The sequence below is a fragment of the Arthrobacter sp. ISL-48 genome (assembly GCF_018613805.1).
Taxonomy (GTDB): Bacteria; Actinomycetota; Actinomycetes; order Actinomycetales; family Micrococcaceae; genus Arthrobacter.
Window position 1 is genome coordinate 213,235 of record NZ_JAGGPL010000018.1, and the last position, 15,432, is coordinate 228,666.

Genomic DNA, 15,432 nt, shown 5'->3' on the forward strand with positions numbered 1-15,432 from the left:
AGCGCGGCCCCGGACTAGAGGCGGGGCCAACCGAAGGGCGCTGCCGCACTCGTCAGTGAGGGGAGTTGGCGGTGAAACTCGGCATACCGCGGGAGCGCCACGAGGGTGAGCGGCGGGTGGCTGCCACCCCGGAAACTGTGAAACAGCTGGCGGGGTTGGGCCTTGACGTCCTGATCGAATCCACTGCTGGCGACTCCGCCGGGTGCAGCGACCACGACTATGTCCAGGCCGGCGCGCAGATGGTCCCGTACCTCAACAGCTGCGAACTGGACGTCCTCGCCCACGTCCGCCCGCTCGAAACGGCAACAGCCAAGGCCCTGAAAAGGGGTGCAGTCACCATCGGCCTGGCCTCGCCGTCGTCCGAGCTGGCAACAGTGCAGGCGCTGGCCGACGCTGGCGTTACCTCCTTCGCCCTGGAACTGGTGCCCCGCATCTCCCGCGCCCAGTCCATGGACGCCCTGAGCTCCCAGGCCCTGGTGGCCGGCTACCGCTCCGTGCTTGAGGCCGCCATCCGGCTGCCCCGGTTCTTCCCGCTGTACATGACCGCCGCCGGAACAGTGCCGCCCGCCCGCGTGCTGGTGCTCGGCGCCGGCGTGGCCGGTCTGCAGGCCATCGGCACCGCCAAGCGTCTCGGCGCCCGCGTCTCCGCCAATGACATCCGCCCCGCCTCGGCGGACGAGGTAGCCTCCATGGGTGGCACCTTCATCAGACTCGACCTCGAAACCGCCGAGGCGTCCGGCGGCTACGCCCGCGAACTGAGTGCGGACCGCGGCGCCCTCCAGCGTGAGCTCCTCGCCCCGCACGTCGCCCAGTCGGACGTCCTGATTACGACGGCGGCGGTCCCAGGCAGGCGCGCGCCGCTTCTGGTGAGCCGTCAGATGGTGCAGGGCATGCGCCCCGGTTCGGTCGTCGTCGACCTCGCCGCGGAGTCCGGCGGCAACGTGGAAGGCTGCGTTCCCGGGGAGGACATCCTGGTCCCGACCGCGGACGGCCAGGGCCACGTCACGGTGGTGGGGCTGAAGGACGCTCCGTCCGCCATGGCCTCGGACGCGTCCCGCCTGTACGCCAAGAACGTCGCCAACCTGCTCGCCCTGATGATCCGGGACGGCATGGTGATACCCGATTTCGACGACGACGTGCTGGCCGGCGCGTGCCTGACGCACGACGGCGCGGTGCGGCACTTGCCGACGGCGGAAGCGCTCGCGGCGCTTGTCCCGGCGCCACCCACCCTCGCGTCCGAAGCATCAGACGGTGGGGCACTCTGATGGACGGTATGAGCCTGCTGACAATCACCGTGCTGGCGGTCTTCGTGGGCTTCGAGGTGGTCTCGAAGGTCTCCAGCACTCTCCACACCCCGCTCATGTCCGGGGCCAACGCCATCCATGGCATCATCCTGGTTGGCGCCATCATCGTGGCCGGCCAGGCCGCGGATCCCTGGGTCCTGGCTGTGGCCCTGCTCGCAGTGGTCCTGGCTACCGCAAACCTGGTGGGCGGCTTTGTGGTGACGGACAGGATGCTGCACATGTTCCACGGGCGCAAAGAGGCCACGCGCAAAGGGGAGGGCAAATGACCCTCCTCAGTCCTGTCTGGACCGCGCTGCTCTACCTCGCCGCCGCGGTGTTCTTCATCCTGGCCCTCCGCGGGTTGAGCTCGCCCCGCACCGCGCGCCGCGGGAACTTGGTGGGGGCCTTCGGTGCTCTGCTCGCCGTCGTGACCGTGTTCCTGTCCGCCAGGCTCGAAAACATCCCCTGGATTATCGCCGCCATTGCGGTGGGCACGGCGGTGGCCGCCCCCGTGGCGCGGCGGGTGAAGATGACCCAAATGCCTCAGCTGGTGGCTCTTTTCAACGGGGTGGGCGGCGGCGCCGCCGCACTCGTGGCGCTCCTTGAGCTCAGCCACAATGCAGACCCGTGGACGCGGCTGGCCATCGTCTTTACGCTGCTCGTGGGCGCCGTGTCCTTTGCCGGTTCCGGCGTCACGTTCGCCAAACTGCAGGAACTCATCACCACGCGGCCGGTGGTGTTCCCGGGGCTGCCCGTCGTGATGGCCGCCGTGCTGCTGGCCGCGGTGGGCACCGCCGTCGCCGTCGTCCTGACCGGTTCCCTGGCGCTCGCCGTCCTCCTCATGGTGCTGGGCCTGGCAGCCGGAGCGCTGCTGGTGCTGCCGGTGGGCGGCGCGGACGTGCCCATCGTCATCTCGCTCCTGAACGCCTTCACGGGCCTTGCTGTTGCCGCGTCCGGCGTGGTGCTTGGCAACGTGCTTTTGGTGGTGGCGGGCACTCTGGTCGGTGCCTCCGGTACCATCCTGACGCGGGCGATGGCGGCGGCCATGGGCCGCAGCGTGGCAGGGATCCTGTTCGGCGCCTTCCGGGGAGGTTCGACGGCGGGGTCCACGGCCGTGAGCGAACGTCCGGTCAGGTCGTCCAGCCCGGAGGATGTGGCAGTTCTGCTGGGCTACGCGCAGCGGGTGATCATTGTGCCGGGCTACGGCCTGGCTGTGGCTCAGGGCCAGCACACGGCCGCGGAATTGGCGTTGGCGCTTGAGGCGCGCGGAATCGAGGTGGACTTCGCCATCCATCCCGTGGCCGGCCGGATGCCGGGGCACATGAATGTGCTCCTGGCGGAGGCCAACGTGCCCTATGAGTCCCTCAAGGAGATGGGTGAGATCAACTCCGAGTTCAGGACGGCGGATGTGGCGCTGGTGGTGGGCGCCAACGATGTGGTGAACCCGGCGGCCAAGACCTCCTCAGGCTCTCCGATCTACGGCATGCCCATCCTGGAAGTGGCCGACGCCCGCCAGGTGATTTTCCTCAAGCGTTCCATGCGGCCGGGCTTCGCGGGGATCGAGAACGAGCTGCTGTACGAGCCGCAGACCTCGCTGCTCTTCGGCGACGCCAAGGAGTCGCTGGCCAAGGTGTTGGGCGCGGTCAAGGCACTGTAGTCTGCCGCCGATGCCCTGCCCGGAGGAAATTAGCAAGTATGCTTACTTCCAAGGCGCACTCTCTCCAAACGTCATCCAAAGGACACCATGCCAGCCAACAGCTCCAGTTCCCCTAAACGTGCGGCCATCATCGTCAATCCTGCCAAACCGGTTGACGTCGACGTGCGCGGCATGATGGCCAAGCACTGCGCCAACAACGGCTGGGGCGAGCCCATCTGGCTTGAGACCACCAAGGAGGACCCCGGCGTCGGACAGGCGAAGGAGGCACTCAAGCAAGGGGCCGACGTCGTCATTGCCGCCGGCGGCGACGGCACCGTGCGGTGCGTGGCTGAGGTTCTGTCCGGGACTCCCACCCCGCTGGGCCTGGTCCCACTGGGCACGGGGAATCTGCTCGCCCGGAACCTGGGCATGGACGTCACGGATGTGGAGGGCGCCATCAAGGGTGCGCTGGTGGGGTGGGAGCGCAAAATCGACGTGGTGCGAGCAGTCCGCAGCGATCCGGACAAGGAACAGTTCTTCCTGGTGATGGCCGGAGTGGGCTACGACGCCACCATCATGGCCGACACCAACGAGGACCTCAAGGACAAGGTGGGCTGGCTGGCCTACGTGGATGCCGGGATTCGGAACCTGCCGGGCAAGCCGGTCAAGGCGACCATCGTTATCGACGGGAAGGCCGTGGCGCACCGCCGGGTCCGGAGCGTCATGGTGGGGAACTGCGGGCAAGTCCAGGGCGGTCTGGAGATCTTCCCCGACGCCTCCGTAAACGACGGCCTCCTGGACGTGGTGGTCCTGGCGCCCAGGGGCAAGCTCGGCTGGTTCTCCGTGGTCGCCGGAGTGATCGGCAAAGGACGCGGAAAGGACACGTCCGTTGAATATTTCCAGGGCAAATCCGTGGAAATCACCCTGGAGCACAAAGAGGACTACCAGCTCGACGGCGACCACGAGGGCGAAGGCAAGCATGTCCTGATGACCATCGAGCCGGAAGCGCTGACCATCCGGATGGCGGCCAGCTAGAAGCTGGGCCGTCTGGCTGGGCCGGGTGGGTCACGGACGGGCCGCCGTCGCTACGAGCGGGCCGCCGCCGGCCGGTGCGACAGGATTTCGGCGAGCTCCGCGAGCCGATGGGCGCGGGCTGACTCCGCCGGCGTAAACGGTTCGCCGGGACGGACGAAGGTGATGGGCCCGTGCCAGGCGGTAGGGATCTTCAGCCGTGTGCCGGCGTCGTCCGTTTCTACGACGACGGCGGCCTCGGCAGGCGGGACGATCCGGGCACGCAGCAGTTCGGCAACCGCCAGCGGCAGTTCGTCGGGTGCATCGGCGATCCGGGCCGCCAGGCTCAGGGCCTTGGTTTGCCCATCCGCCATGGCCAGGGCAGTGGTTGGCCACACATGGGAATGGGAGCCACCGCCGTCGTGGAGCGCGTCCAGGAGCTCCCGCTCGCTGAGGTTTCCGGGGGCTGAGAGTACAAACTCGTCCAGGACACCACCCGGCACGGGATGGACGTGGATGCTCAGTATGTTGGTGTCCAGGCGGGCCAGCGCCTGGGTGATTTTCTGCAGCGAGCCGGGCTGGTCCCGCAGCACCGTGCGTGCCCGCCAGAGCGCCGGCGCAGTGCCCAGCCGCTTGCGGTGGCGCAGCGCCGGGGCGTGTAGCCAGCTCCGCAGTACGCGGGCAGCGGACGGCTCCGCCACCCAGATCACCAAGACGGTGGCCGTCAGGGTGAGTACCAGGACCTTGGCCACGTAGGGAAGCTGTGTTTCAACCACCAGGGCGTGGACCAGGAGTTCGATCGGGAGCATGACGGCCACATTGGCCAAGGTGAGGCGGGTCTTCGTGGGTTCCGGCATCATGCCGCAGACTTCGCAGCTCAAGTCAGCCGCGGCAGGGTTCCTTGCAGTGGGCTTCATGTCTCAAGGATCACGTGGCGCTGTTTCGGCGGTGTTGCCCCGCCGTTCCGATCGTGCGAACGCTGCGGAACGTAGGATTTACGGGGAACGTCAGTGCGGCCGTTCGTCAGATATCAACGGCTTCTACCGAGGAAAGGCGCCCTCCGCACGTGAAGATTCTCGCTGAAATGTTCAGCATTGCCCCGGGCAACAAGGACCACCATCCGGCTATCCGGTGCGCAGTGGGAGTTTTTGTCCCGCTCATCACCCTGGTGCTGCTGGGCCGGCTGGATCTTGCGATCTTCGCCTCTTTTGGCGCCTTCACTGGCATCTACGGCCGCGGTGAACTCCACGGGACACGTTTTGCCCTCCAGCTCCGCGCCGGCCTGCTGATGCTGCTGGTGATCCTGCTCGCATCCCTCGCGGCCCTGATGGGCTCAGCCTGGGGGCTGGATGGGGGAACCACCACCTGGCTCCTCGTCCTGGCGACCACCCTCCTGGCCGGCGCCTGTTCGGTGGCGGTCTCATGGTGGCGGCTCCGGCCGGCCGGCTCACTGTTCCACATCTTCGCCTTCGCGGCCATCGCTTCCATCCCCAACCAGCCGCCGCTCTGGCAAGGCATGCTGGTTGCTGTCCTGACCACTGCCTTCTGCCTGCTGATCGGCTTCTCGTCGCGGCTGCTGGCCAGCCACCGCACGCCTTGGGCCCGCCCGCGGCCCCTGCGCCGCACGCGGGACGAGCGGAGAGCGGTATGGCTGGAAGGTTCCGGTTACCTCGTGGCCGCCGGACTGGCCGGAACCCTGGCCACGTGGGCCGGGCTGTGGCTCGGCTTCGGCCACAACTACTGGGCCATGGTGGCCGCGGTGGTCCCACTCGTGGGGCACACTACCCGGCACCGGGTCCGCCGAGGCGTGCAGAGGATCATCGGCACCGTCCTGGGCCTGGTGGTGCTGGCCGGAATCCTGCTGCTTGGCCTGGAGCCCTGGCAGACGGTCCTGGTGATGGCGCTCTGCCAGTTCGGGGCGGAGATGTTCATCATCCGGCAGTACCTGCTGGCGCAACTGTTCGTCACGCCCCTGGCCTTGGTCTCCACGCTCCTGGTGGTGCCGGCCTCGCCCGCCATCCTGCTCCGGGACCGCATCATCGAGACCGTGATCGGTGCCGCCGTCGGCATTGCGGTGGTGCTGGCGCCCACCCTCTGGCGCCGCGCGCGTCTGCTGAAGCATCGGGTGTAGTCTGGGCCGATACTTGCCATTGAATGGAAGAGGCGGCCATGGCGAATTCAGTCTCCGGGGACTCTGTGGTGGACCGTGTTGTCCGGGTGATCTCCGCGTTTCCTGAAGGTGCCAGTAGTCTCCAGCTTTCCGAGATCGCCACCCGTGCGGGGCTTCCACTCACCACAGCCCACCGGCTGGTGCGTCAGCTCGCGGCACATGGCCTGCTGGAGACCGGCGCAGGCGGTACGGTGCGCTTGGGGCTGCGGCTGTGGGAGTTGGTTAACCGAAACTCGCCCACGCTGGCGTTGCGGCAGGCCGCCGTGCCATTCATGGAGGATATCCAGCAGGTCCTCAACCAGAACGTGAACCTGGCCGTCCTGGAGGGTTGGGAAGCGCTTTTTGTGGAGCGGCTGTCCCGCCGGGGGTCGGTGGCGAACCGGGCCCGGGTGGCCGGAAGGATGCCCGTCCATGTGAGCTCCGTGGGGTTGGCCCTCATGGCCAACCAGGCCAAGGCGCTCCAGCGTGACTATCTGGAACACTTCTCGGATCCGGACGGAAAGGTGACGGTCGATGCCCTCCGCTCCCGGCTCAGCGAGACAGCCCATCAGGGCTTCGCGCAGTTGGCCGGGGTTGTTGATCCGGACACCTGGGGCATAGCGGTGCCGGTGCTGGACAGCAAGCAGCGCGCGGTGGCGGCGCTCGGCGTCGTGGTTCCCCTGCGTGAAATGCGCCTGCCGGCGCTGGTCCCGGCCCTGCAGACCGCTGCGCGGGGCATCGCCCGGCGACTGGCCGATCCCGCCCCATAATCCTCTTCCGTTCAATGGAATTGGCACAACGCCGGACATGCCTGACGACGCACACTGTTAGCCAGACGCACCAACCGGCGCTGCACCAGCCGCGGCCCCGCAACGAAGCGAGAGACAGTCATGGCAACACGCAAGATCATCACCAACCAGGTCGCCATCATGGGAGCCGGTCCCGCCGGGCTGATGCTCTCCCACCTGCTGGCCACATCCGGGATCGACTCCACTGTGATCGAAGTCCGCAGCCACAAGGACATCTCCGAAACGGTCCGGGCGGGCATCCTGGAGCACGGCACCGTGAACATGCTGGTGGACAGCGGCATTTCCGACCGCGTGCTGCGGGACGGCGACCGGCACGACGGCATCGAGCTGCGGTTCAACGGCGAAAGCCACCGCATCGACTTCAAGGAACTCGTGGGGGAATCCGTCTGGCTGTACCCGCAGACGGATGTCTTCCTGGACCTTGCCGCCAGGCGGAAGGCCGACGGCGGCGATGTCCGCTACAGCGTCACGGACACGGCGGTCCATGACATCGAGGGTAAGCCCAGGGTGTGGTTCACGGACGCTGACGGCGTGGAGTACGAGATCCAGGCGGATTTCGTGGTGGGCGCGGACGGTTCACGCAGCCACTGCCGGTTCCAGATTCCGGAGGCCCACCGCAAATGGTACTTCCATGAATACCCCTTCGCGTGGTTCGGCATCCTGGCCGAGGCCCCGCATAGCGCCGATGAACTGATCTACGCCAACTCGGCCAACGGCTTTGCCCTGATCAGCCAGCGGACCGAGTCAGTGCAGCGCATGTACTTCCAGTGCGATTCCAAGGAGAACGTGGCGGACTGGGACGATGACCGGATCTGGGCAGAATTCCGCAGCCGCGTCAACGGCAACGGGTTTGAACTCAAGGAAGGCCCGGTCATCGACAAAATGGTCCTGCCGTTCCGCAGCTTCGTCCACACACCCATGCGCCACGGCAACCTGTTCTTAGCCGGCGACGCCGCCCACACCGTCCCGCCTACCGGCGCCAAGGGCCTCAACCTGGCGATCCACGACGTCAAGGTGCTGTTTGAGGGACTGGACAGCTACTTCCGCTCCGGCTCCACGCAGCTCCTGGACTCGTTCAGCAGCCGGGCCTTGGACCGGGTGTGGAAGGCCCAACAGTTCTCCTACTGGATGACCACCATGCTGCACACGCCCGCCGAGGCAGACGACTTCTCGCGGGCCCGCCAGCTTGGGGAACTGAACTCAGTGGTCTCCTCCAGGCACGGCATGGCCTACCTGGCCGAGGCGTACACGGGCTGGCCGTCGCCCTAGCTGGTCCTTCAGGTGGCGAGCAGCCTTCGGATCGCCCCTGCGGTGGAGGCAGGATCCGGGTGCTCAGCACGCCGGGCGGTGAGCTGATGCACCAGGAGGCCGTCGCAGTAGTCCGCAACATCGCGGGCGCGGCCCGGTGCGTCCGGAATTCCGAGGCCGGCCAGGGTCCGTTCCAGGCCGGCGAGGAGCCTGAAATGACCCGCTGTTACGGACTCAGGCCGGTCCAGTGACATGGCCAGGCGTGCCCGGGTGAGGGTGGCGTGCTCTTCCATCAGGGCAAAGATCAGTCCCGTGACCTGCTCGGCCACTTCGCCCACGTTCGCGGGCGGTCCGGCCGGGCTTGACGACTGAAGGAGTTCAACATCCAGCTGTTCCAGCCGGTCCACCACGGCATCAACCAAGGCGGCGCGATTGCGGAAATAGTTCGACGTCGTGCCTTCGGCCACCGCTGCCGCAGCGTCGACCGCCCGGTGGGTGAGTCCCTTCAGGCCAGCCTGCGCCACCACAGCCAAGGCAGCATCGGCTAGCTGGGGGCGTCTGTCAGGCATGCTGCAAAGTCTAGCCCGGCTCTTCCTATTCACTACAAATGTAGTAGAATTTCCGACATGAATACGATCTCGATCGTTGGTGGCGGCATCGCCGGGTTGGCACTCGCGGCCCGGCTCGATCCGGAGCGTTTCGACGTCAGTGTCTACGAGAAACGGCCGGAACTGCCAACCGTGGGGACCACCCTCGCCATGTGGCCTCAGGCGCAGCGTTCTCTTGAGGTGCTCGGAATTCTTGAGGCCCTTCGCAGCGGGAGCCCAGTGATCGGGAGCGGTGCCATCCGCAACGCCGCAGGCGATCCGTGGGTGACTGTTGACGGGCAGGGAGTCATCGGAGTGTCCAGGATTGACCTCCTGCGCCTGCTGGATGCTGCCGTGCCGCGGTCCGTCCGGAGGATCACCTGCCGTATGGACAACGTTCCGTCCGGCCCCGGCCTGGTGGTGGGCGCCGACGGCGTGCACAGCGGGGTGCGCCGAAAGGTCTGGGGCGGTGCGGCCGGGGCACGGCTCACGCCCTACGTCGCCGTCCGCGGAATCCTTCCCTTACCCGTTCGGCCTGAGCATGTCGGCGAGTACTGGGGGCGGGGGGACCTGTTCGGCATCGGCCCCGCCTCGCGGGGGACCAACTGGTATGCCGCCTACCGCTCCGATCTCGGGCCTGCGGAGATCGACGTGGCGTCAGCGCTCGAGCTGACCCGTCGTCGCTATGGCGGCCACGCTTCGGGAATCCGCCACGTGCTCGCAGCTGCCACCCCGGAACTCTCCCTCGTCCAGCGGATCTGGACCGCGCCGCCGCTCCGGAGTTACGTCAGGGGCCGTGTAGTACTGATCGGCGACGCCGCGCACGCCATGACGCCGAACCTCGGCCGAGGCGCCTGCGAGGCTTTGGTGGATGCAGTGACCCTGGCCGATCTCCTCAACACTGCCCCGCTGGACCAGGCGCTCGCTGCCTATGACCGGCGCCGACGGCTCCAGACGCAGGCCCTGAGCCTGGCATCGTCGGCGTTGATGCGGTTGGCGCTGGCCGAACATGCCCAGCCGCTGCGCGACCGTCTCCTCGGCTTGAAGGGAAAGCGCCAGCCGGGCGCCGCCGTCGGGAGCGTCTCTTAAGGCTGTCTAGGAGACGGGCGCCTGGGCGGGTGCCCTGCTGTCCGCCACCTCGGCGATCCGGGCCTCTGCCGTAGGCGAGGGGGCAGGTGGAACGGTACCGCGCCGCTTCCCGGTAGTGCCGGAGCCAGCGCCGGAGCGCCGTTTGCCGGACCGGCCGTAGACGAGGTACATGGTCAGACCTGTGATGACCATGAGCAGGACCGTGTACACGAAGGTGTTGGCCACGCCCTCCACGCCCTCGGCGCCATCCGTGTTCGCCTTGATCACCAGCCCCAGCGGCTGGACCAGCGGATGGGCCAGGAAGATGGCGGTGTCGTAGTCGTCCAGCATGCTGTTGAAGTTGAGGGCGGCGATGGCTGCGGCCGCCGGCAGCACCAAGGGCAACAGGATGCGGCGGAACACGTACAGCGTCCGGGCGCCCATAATGGCGGCCGCTTCCTCCATTGAAGTGTTGACCGCCGCGAATGACGCCTTGAGCATGCGGAGCGTGAACGGGATCTTGACCGTCACGAAGGCAATCAGCAGGATCACCGTGGTTCCCGTGAGCACTGCCCCGCCCACCAGCGGATTCGGGTGGTCATAGCTGATGATCAGCCCCAAGGCGAGCAGGGCCGAGGGCAGGATCCAGGGGATGTGGAGCAGGTATTCGAAGACGGAGGCAACCCAGTTCTTGTATTTCTGCAGGAGCCTGGCCACAAACAGCAGCCCGCCCACCGCAATCACGGTCGCCAGTGCACTGTAAACGACGCTGACAATGAACGGCCGGAGGGCGGACGGCTGGGTGAGGACCCGCATGTAGTTGTCCAGGGTCAGGCTGCCCGGGGAAATCTGGCCGGTCTGGATGGCGGCGCCGTCGGCAAACGAGTACAGCACGATCAGCACCACGGGCAGCGTGTACAACGCAAACAGCAGGTAGGCGATGGCGTGCACGGCGGCGTTGGCGGCGGGGTTGGTAATTTGCTGCTTCTGCAAGGCCGAGGACACTTTGGACAGGGAGTAGTAGGTGCCGCGCTTCTCCAGCCGGGACATCACCGCGAGCATCAGGATGGTAGAGACGCCCAGGATGACGGCCAGCAGCGCAGCCAAATCCCGTGATGTGGCGGTGTTGGCGAAGGTCAGGATCATCGGCGTGATGGTCTGGAATTCGCGGCCGCCCAGCACCTGCGGGGCACTCAGGGCACCCAGGCCAGTCAGGAAGGACAGGATAGTGACGGCGAAAAGCGTGGGTTTGAGCATGGGCAGCACAACACGCCGCAAGATGGTCCAGGTGGACGCGCCCAGGTTCCTCGCCGCCTCAATAGTCTGATAGTCAACGCCCTTGAGCGCGTTGCCCACAAATAGCATGTGGTTGGTGGTGGTGGCGAACGTCATCACCACCAACACGGCGAAGAAACCGGAGAACCATGCCGGATCCATGCCGGGGAACACCGTCAGCAGCAGGGACGTGACAATCCCCTTGTCGCCGTAGATGAACTTGTAGCCGGCGGCCAGCACGATGCCGCCGTAGATGAAGGTGGTGGCGTAGCCGAAGAACAGGATCCGGGAGCCGCGGATCTTGAAGTAGTGCGTGACCAGCACAATGAAGATGCCCACAACGTTCACCGTGATGGACAGGGCCAGCGCCAGCAGGAAGCTGTTGCCCAGGGATTTCATGGCGCGCTGGGAGGAGAACAGCTTCTCGGACGCCCGCCCGGAGAAGCCGCCGTCTGGAAAGAAGGTTGAAATCAGGACGTTGAGGTTGGGCCAGACCAGGAAGGCTGCGATAAACCAAGTAAGCACCGCGCCGACCATCAGGACAAAGGGGGTTCGGAGCATACTCCTGGCGGAGCCAGCATTCCCGCCGCCGTTCTTAACGGACGCTCCGCTCATGGCAGGGCCACGGCCTGGTGCTTCCCGGCCAGCGCCACGCCGGTTTCGGGATGGTACTGGAGCACATGGCCGGGCTGGACGTAAATAGTGGTTTGGGTGCCGGGCTCGGGATGGGCGCCGCCGTCCTCCTTGACCAGCAGCCGGACATCCGCGCCGTGGCTGCGCACTACATAGCGGCTGTGCAGGCCGTGGTAGGTGCGTGACACCACCGTTCCCGCAAGTCCGACGGCGGCACCCCCGTTCAGGGGTGCGGTCAGTGACGCCTTTTCCACCCGGAGGTAGGACTTGGCATCCGGCCTGAGATTGGCGCCGGAGAGCCGGTTCAGTTCGCTGATGAACTCTGCCGTGAGCGGGGAACTGTCACCAATAAAGTTGCAGACAAATTCCGTGGCGGCCTCATCGTAGATGGCCTGCGGAGTGCCCACCTGTTCAACCACGCCTTTGTTGAAAACCGCCACCCGGTCACTCATGGCCAGGGCCTCATCCTGGTCGTGGGTGACGTACACCGTGGTGATGCCGAAGTCGCTCTGCAAGTCCTTGAGCTCCTGCCTGAGCTGGTGGCGCAGCTTGGCATCCAGATTGGACAGCGGCTCGTCCAGGAGCAGGATTTTAGGCCGCAGCACCAGCGCCCGGGCCACAGCCACGCGCTGCTGCTGGCCTCCCGACAGTTCGGCCACATTCTTGTGGAGTTGCTCATCGCTGAGCTCGACCCGGCGGGCGATGTCGCGCACCAGGCGGTCGCTGTCGGCGGATTTTTCCTTCCGCACCCGGAGCCCGAAGGCGATGTTCTCCCACACGCTCATGCTCGGGAACAGGGCATAGTTCTGAAACACCATGCCCACCTGCCGCTTGTCACTGGGCAGCCGTGTCACGTTTTTCCCGTCCACATGGACGGCTCCCCTGGTGGGCTCGATGAACCCCGCCAAGGTGCGTAACGCCGTCGTCTTTCCGCAACCGGAGGGACCCAGCAGCGTGAAAAACTCCCCGGGTTTGACGTGGAGGTCCAGGTGGGGGATGGCGACGAAATCGCCGAAGGAAACTTCGATGTTGTCCAAGCGGATCATGGGGAAGCCTGTCTGAGTGGGACGTGTCGGAGAGGGGGCGGCTACGTCATGTATTCGAGTTCGATTTTCTCCACCCAGGCGCCCATGTTTTTCTGAACGAAGTCCCAGTCGATGTCCTGCTGCTTAAGCCCGGCGAAGAACTCCACTACCTCCGGCTTGGCTTTGGCGGCGGCGTCCTTGTTGACGGGCATCGAGTTGAACTGCTGCGCCCAGGCGCCCTGGACATCCGCGCTGCCGAACCAGTCGATGAACTTTTGAGCCTGTTCCTTCTTGTCAGTTCCCTTGACGAGGGCAACCTGCTCGACGGCGAGCGGAACCCCGACGGACGGCGTCACAGTCTCCACATTAACCTTGAAGGACTTCTCACGTTCGGCGATGATCGAGGAAGGCATCTGCCCCATGTCCACCTCACCGGATGCAATCCGGGCAAAAAGGTCGGTTTTGGCCACAGCCGGGCTGCCGTTCTGGAAGTACTGCTCCACCTGCTTCCAGCCTTCATCAGAGATGCCCAGATCGCCGGAATCATCCTTGTAGCGCGTCAGCAGGCCGGCGAACACCAACTGTGCTGTGGCTGTGCCGAGTCCGGTTACCCGCTCATAGCGGCCTTTGAACTCGTCCTTGGTCCAGAGGTCCGTCCAGTCTTTGGGTGCGGCCTCCTTGGTGATCTTGTCCGAGTTGTAGCCCAGGAGAATGGCCTGCTTCACCAGCGGCCAGTAAGCCTTGTCAGATCCAGTGTCGCCGAGCGCTGTATCCACGTCGGCCGCCCAGGCTGGTTCGTAGGGCTCGAGCGCGCCCGCGGCCTTGATCTGGGCGAAGTACATGGTGTTGAGCCCGAAGGCGACGTCCGCAATGGGGTTGTTCTTTTCGGCAATCAGTTTGTTGGTGGCATCGGCACCGCCCGCGCCCACCACTTCGATCTTGAAGCCGGCTTCGGCCGCCTTGGCGGTCAGCCATTCACCCCGGCCCTCGCCGTTGGAATTCGTATAGATGACCAGTGTCTCGCCTGTCCCTCCGCCCGGGGCGGAGGAAGACCCTCCGGAAGCTGCAGGGGTGGCCGCGCCGCCTCCGCAGCCAGCGAGCAGGGTAACGACGACGGCGGCGGCAGCCAGGGTCTGCAGTTTACGCACGATCAGGACTCATTTCTGGACTGGAATCGGAGCATTGTCCGGCCAGCCTATAGCTGGACTCGAGGATTGTGGACGTTTATAGCTATCGATTCGATAAACGACCAGTGACATTCGAGTCTGATCCAGTTTCCGAAACAGCCAGGGCCCGGTGCGTAAACAGGCCATGAATGTTTTGGAGCGCGCTTGTGGCCCCGCCGTCAGGGTGCGGTGCGGACTAGGCCATGGCGGTATGTGCCGCGCTGTGCGAGTCGATGGTCTTGGCATAGCAGTAGGAGTGCTCCACGCCGGCGTAGGGGCCGAAGTTGGGCACGGGCTCGAAGCCTGAGCTTTCGTAGAAGTGCCGGCCGTCCGGCTGCGCCGACCCCGCCTCGGCCTTGATCCGTGTAATCCCTTGCTTGAAGGCCTCGGCCTCGAGGGCCGCAAGGATGGAACTCGCCACACCCGAACCGCGCGTATAGGGCAGGACGTACAGCCGCTTGATCTCTGCCGTGCTGGCATCCAGCAGCCTGAGGCCGCCGCAGCCGACTGGCTGCCCCGAGCCCTTGTCGTACGCCACCAGGAACACAGCACAGTCAGCGCCCGACGGCGGCGTCCCCGGTTCGTGGTCAGGGGTACCAAAGCGGGCGTCGAGTTCCGCTTGCTGGGCTCTGCGCAGGTCGGCACCCACGGGGTTGGACCAGGTGACCTGCCGGATGTTGAGACGGGGGTTGGTCTGCATGACTGCCTCGATTCGCCGAAGGGTTATGCCTGACAAGCCTAAGAGCGCACCGTTACCGCGGTGTTTCCTTCGCGTAAGCGGCCAGAGAACAGTCCGTGTTCTCTCGGGACTCCCCTTGCAGGCCGGAGTCTGCAGTCACGCGGGGCCACGGGCGTGGCCGTGCCGGATTATTTTCCTTCGCCCGTGGGGTCCTCGGCTGTCGGATCGGCCAGCGCGAGCCCGCCCACCGGGCTGCCGTCCCAATGGATCAGCGTCCACCCGGCGTCGGGATCCCCTTCCAGCGCCACGATGCCTGTGTTGGACAACACGTGCCTGGCGGCGAACGCGTGGTCTGTGTCTGCCGCGCGCCGGCCCGCCCAGGTACGGATTGCGGCGCCATGGCTGACCACGGCCGCGGCGGCACCGTCCCCCTCTTGTACGGCGCGTTCAGAAACCCGGGTGATGGCGGCGTCGAACCGCTCGAAGAATTCATGGCCGTCCGGCCCGGCGGGCATGCGGCGGTCCAAGTCCCCGGCGGCCCACGCGAAAACCGTGCCCAGGTAGCGTTTGTGCGACTCGTGGTCGGTCAGTTTCTCCAGGGCCCCGGCTTCGATTTCGTGCAGGCCGTCCAGCACTTCAACCTCAAGCCCGTGCAGTTTGGCCAGGGGCGCGGCCGTCACCTGGGTGCGGAGCAGTGTGGAGGCGTACAGTGCGCTGATGGGTTGGTTTGCCAGCGACCGTGCCATCGCCTCTGCCTGCCGCTCGCCCAGTTCGGTGAGCCCCGGTCCCGGGTGGGCTGTGTCCAGCTGGCCGAGCACGTTTCCCGGGGTCTGTCCGTGGCGGATAAGGAGCAGCTTCATGCA

Annotated in this window: 15 protein-coding genes; 8 read left to right on the forward strand and 7 right to left on the reverse strand. The window is 66.1% G+C overall.

All coding sequences use genetic code 11. From position 1 onward, the window contains the following. The first annotated feature begins 71 nt into the window (after positions 1–71). The 4 genes from J7E83_RS16065 (at position 72) to J7E83_RS16080 (ending at position 3,954) form a co-directional block, all read left to right on the forward strand. Entirely contained in the window at positions 72–1,265 is a 1,194-nt protein-coding gene (locus J7E83_RS16065; RefSeq protein WP_214964177.1) for a Re/Si-specific NAD(P)(+) transhydrogenase subunit alpha, read from the forward strand. Next, positions 1,265–1,570 carry an NAD(P) transhydrogenase subunit alpha gene (locus tag J7E83_RS16070; protein ID WP_214964180.1) on the forward strand — a complete coding sequence of 102 codons (306 nt, stop codon included), beginning with the start codon at positions 1,265–1,267 and terminating at the stop codon, positions 1,568–1,570. Before J7E83_RS16065 ends, J7E83_RS16070 begins: the two co-directional genes overlap by 1 nt. Beyond that, positions 1,567–2,940 (forward strand): NAD(P)(+) transhydrogenase (Re/Si-specific) subunit beta, encoded by a 1,374-nt coding sequence (locus J7E83_RS16075; RefSeq protein ID WP_214964183.1) that lies wholly within the window; start codon positions 1,567–1,569, stop codon positions 2,938–2,940. The genes J7E83_RS16070 and J7E83_RS16075 overlap by 4 nt, the downstream gene beginning before the upstream one ends. A gap of 87 nt (positions 2,941–3,027) precedes the next feature. After that, positions 3,028–3,954: a diacylglycerol kinase family protein gene (locus J7E83_RS16080; protein ID WP_214964186.1), complete on the forward strand. Its 927-nt coding sequence runs from the start codon at positions 3,028–3,030 to the stop codon at positions 3,952–3,954. Between the two features lie 50 nt (positions 3,955–4,004). Here the strand turns inward: J7E83_RS16080 and J7E83_RS16085 are convergent, their stop codons facing one another. Next, positions 4,005–4,847, reverse strand: coding sequence for an ACT domain-containing protein (locus J7E83_RS16085; RefSeq protein ID WP_214964189.1), 843 nt, complete (start codon positions 4,845–4,847; stop codon positions 4,005–4,007). A 149-nt stretch (positions 4,848–4,996) separates the two neighbouring features. Here J7E83_RS16085 and J7E83_RS16090 point away from each other — a divergent pair, with 149 nt between their 5' ends. From J7E83_RS16090 to J7E83_RS16100, 3 genes are all read left to right on the forward strand, one after another. Beyond that, on the forward strand, positions 4,997–6,061 hold the full coding sequence (locus J7E83_RS16090; protein ID WP_214964192.1) for an FUSC family protein: 1,065 nt from the start codon (positions 4,997–4,999) through the stop codon (positions 6,059–6,061). A 38-nt stretch (positions 6,062–6,099) separates the two neighbouring features. Beyond that, the gene (locus J7E83_RS16095) at positions 6,100–6,849 is read left to right on the forward strand and encodes an IclR family transcriptional regulator (protein WP_214964195.1); all 750 of its coding nucleotides are present in this window, start codon (positions 6,100–6,102) and stop codon (positions 6,847–6,849) included. A gap of 120 nt (positions 6,850–6,969) precedes the next feature. Beyond that, positions 6,970–8,157, forward strand: coding sequence for a 4-hydroxybenzoate 3-monooxygenase (locus J7E83_RS16100; RefSeq protein WP_214964198.1), 1,188 nt, complete (start codon positions 6,970–6,972; stop codon positions 8,155–8,157). Between the two features lie 8 nt (positions 8,158–8,165). On the opposite strand, the gene J7E83_RS16105 is transcribed toward J7E83_RS16100, so the two are convergent. Beyond that, positions 8,166–8,705, reverse strand: a complete 540-nt coding sequence (locus J7E83_RS16105; protein ID WP_214964201.1) for a TetR/AcrR family transcriptional regulator — start codon at positions 8,703–8,705, stop codon at positions 8,166–8,168. Positions 8,706–8,762: 57 nt separating this feature from the next. On the opposite strand from J7E83_RS16105, the gene J7E83_RS16110 reads away from it, so the two are divergent. Continuing rightward, positions 8,763–9,812, forward strand: a complete 1,050-nt coding sequence (locus J7E83_RS16110; protein ID WP_214964204.1) for an FAD-dependent monooxygenase — start codon at positions 8,763–8,765, stop codon at positions 9,810–9,812. Positions 9,813–9,818: 6 nt separating this feature from the next. Here J7E83_RS16110 and J7E83_RS16115 read toward each other — a convergent pair whose 3' ends face one another. The 5 genes from J7E83_RS16115 to J7E83_RS16135 all read right to left on the reverse strand — a co-directional run bounded on the left by J7E83_RS16115 (position 9,819) and on the right by J7E83_RS16135 (position 15,429). Next, the gene (locus J7E83_RS16115) at positions 9,819–11,627 is read right to left on the reverse strand and encodes an iron ABC transporter permease (protein WP_251043935.1); all 1,809 of its coding nucleotides are present in this window, start codon (positions 11,625–11,627) and stop codon (positions 9,819–9,821) included. Positions 11,628–11,677: 50 nt separating this feature from the next. Continuing rightward, complete coding sequence (locus J7E83_RS16120) at positions 11,678–12,745, reverse strand: ABC transporter ATP-binding protein (protein ID WP_214964216.1); 1,068 nt, start codon at positions 12,743–12,745, stop codon at positions 11,678–11,680. A 41-nt stretch (positions 12,746–12,786) separates the two neighbouring features. Continuing rightward, positions 12,787–13,872: an extracellular solute-binding protein gene (locus J7E83_RS16125; protein WP_214964218.1), complete on the reverse strand. Its 1,086-nt coding sequence runs from the start codon at positions 13,870–13,872 to the stop codon at positions 12,787–12,789. A gap of 214 nt (positions 13,873–14,086) precedes the next feature. Continuing rightward, positions 14,087–14,590 carry a GNAT family N-acetyltransferase gene (locus J7E83_RS16130; RefSeq protein ID WP_214964220.1) on the reverse strand — a complete coding sequence of 168 codons (504 nt, stop codon included), beginning with the start codon at positions 14,588–14,590 and terminating at the stop codon, positions 14,087–14,089. A gap of 167 nt (positions 14,591–14,757) precedes the next feature. Next, on the reverse strand, positions 14,758–15,429 hold the full coding sequence (locus J7E83_RS16135) for a histidine phosphatase family protein (RefSeq protein ID WP_214964222.1): 672 nt from the start codon (positions 15,427–15,429) through the stop codon (positions 14,758–14,760). Positions 15,430–15,432: the final 3 nt, after the last annotated feature.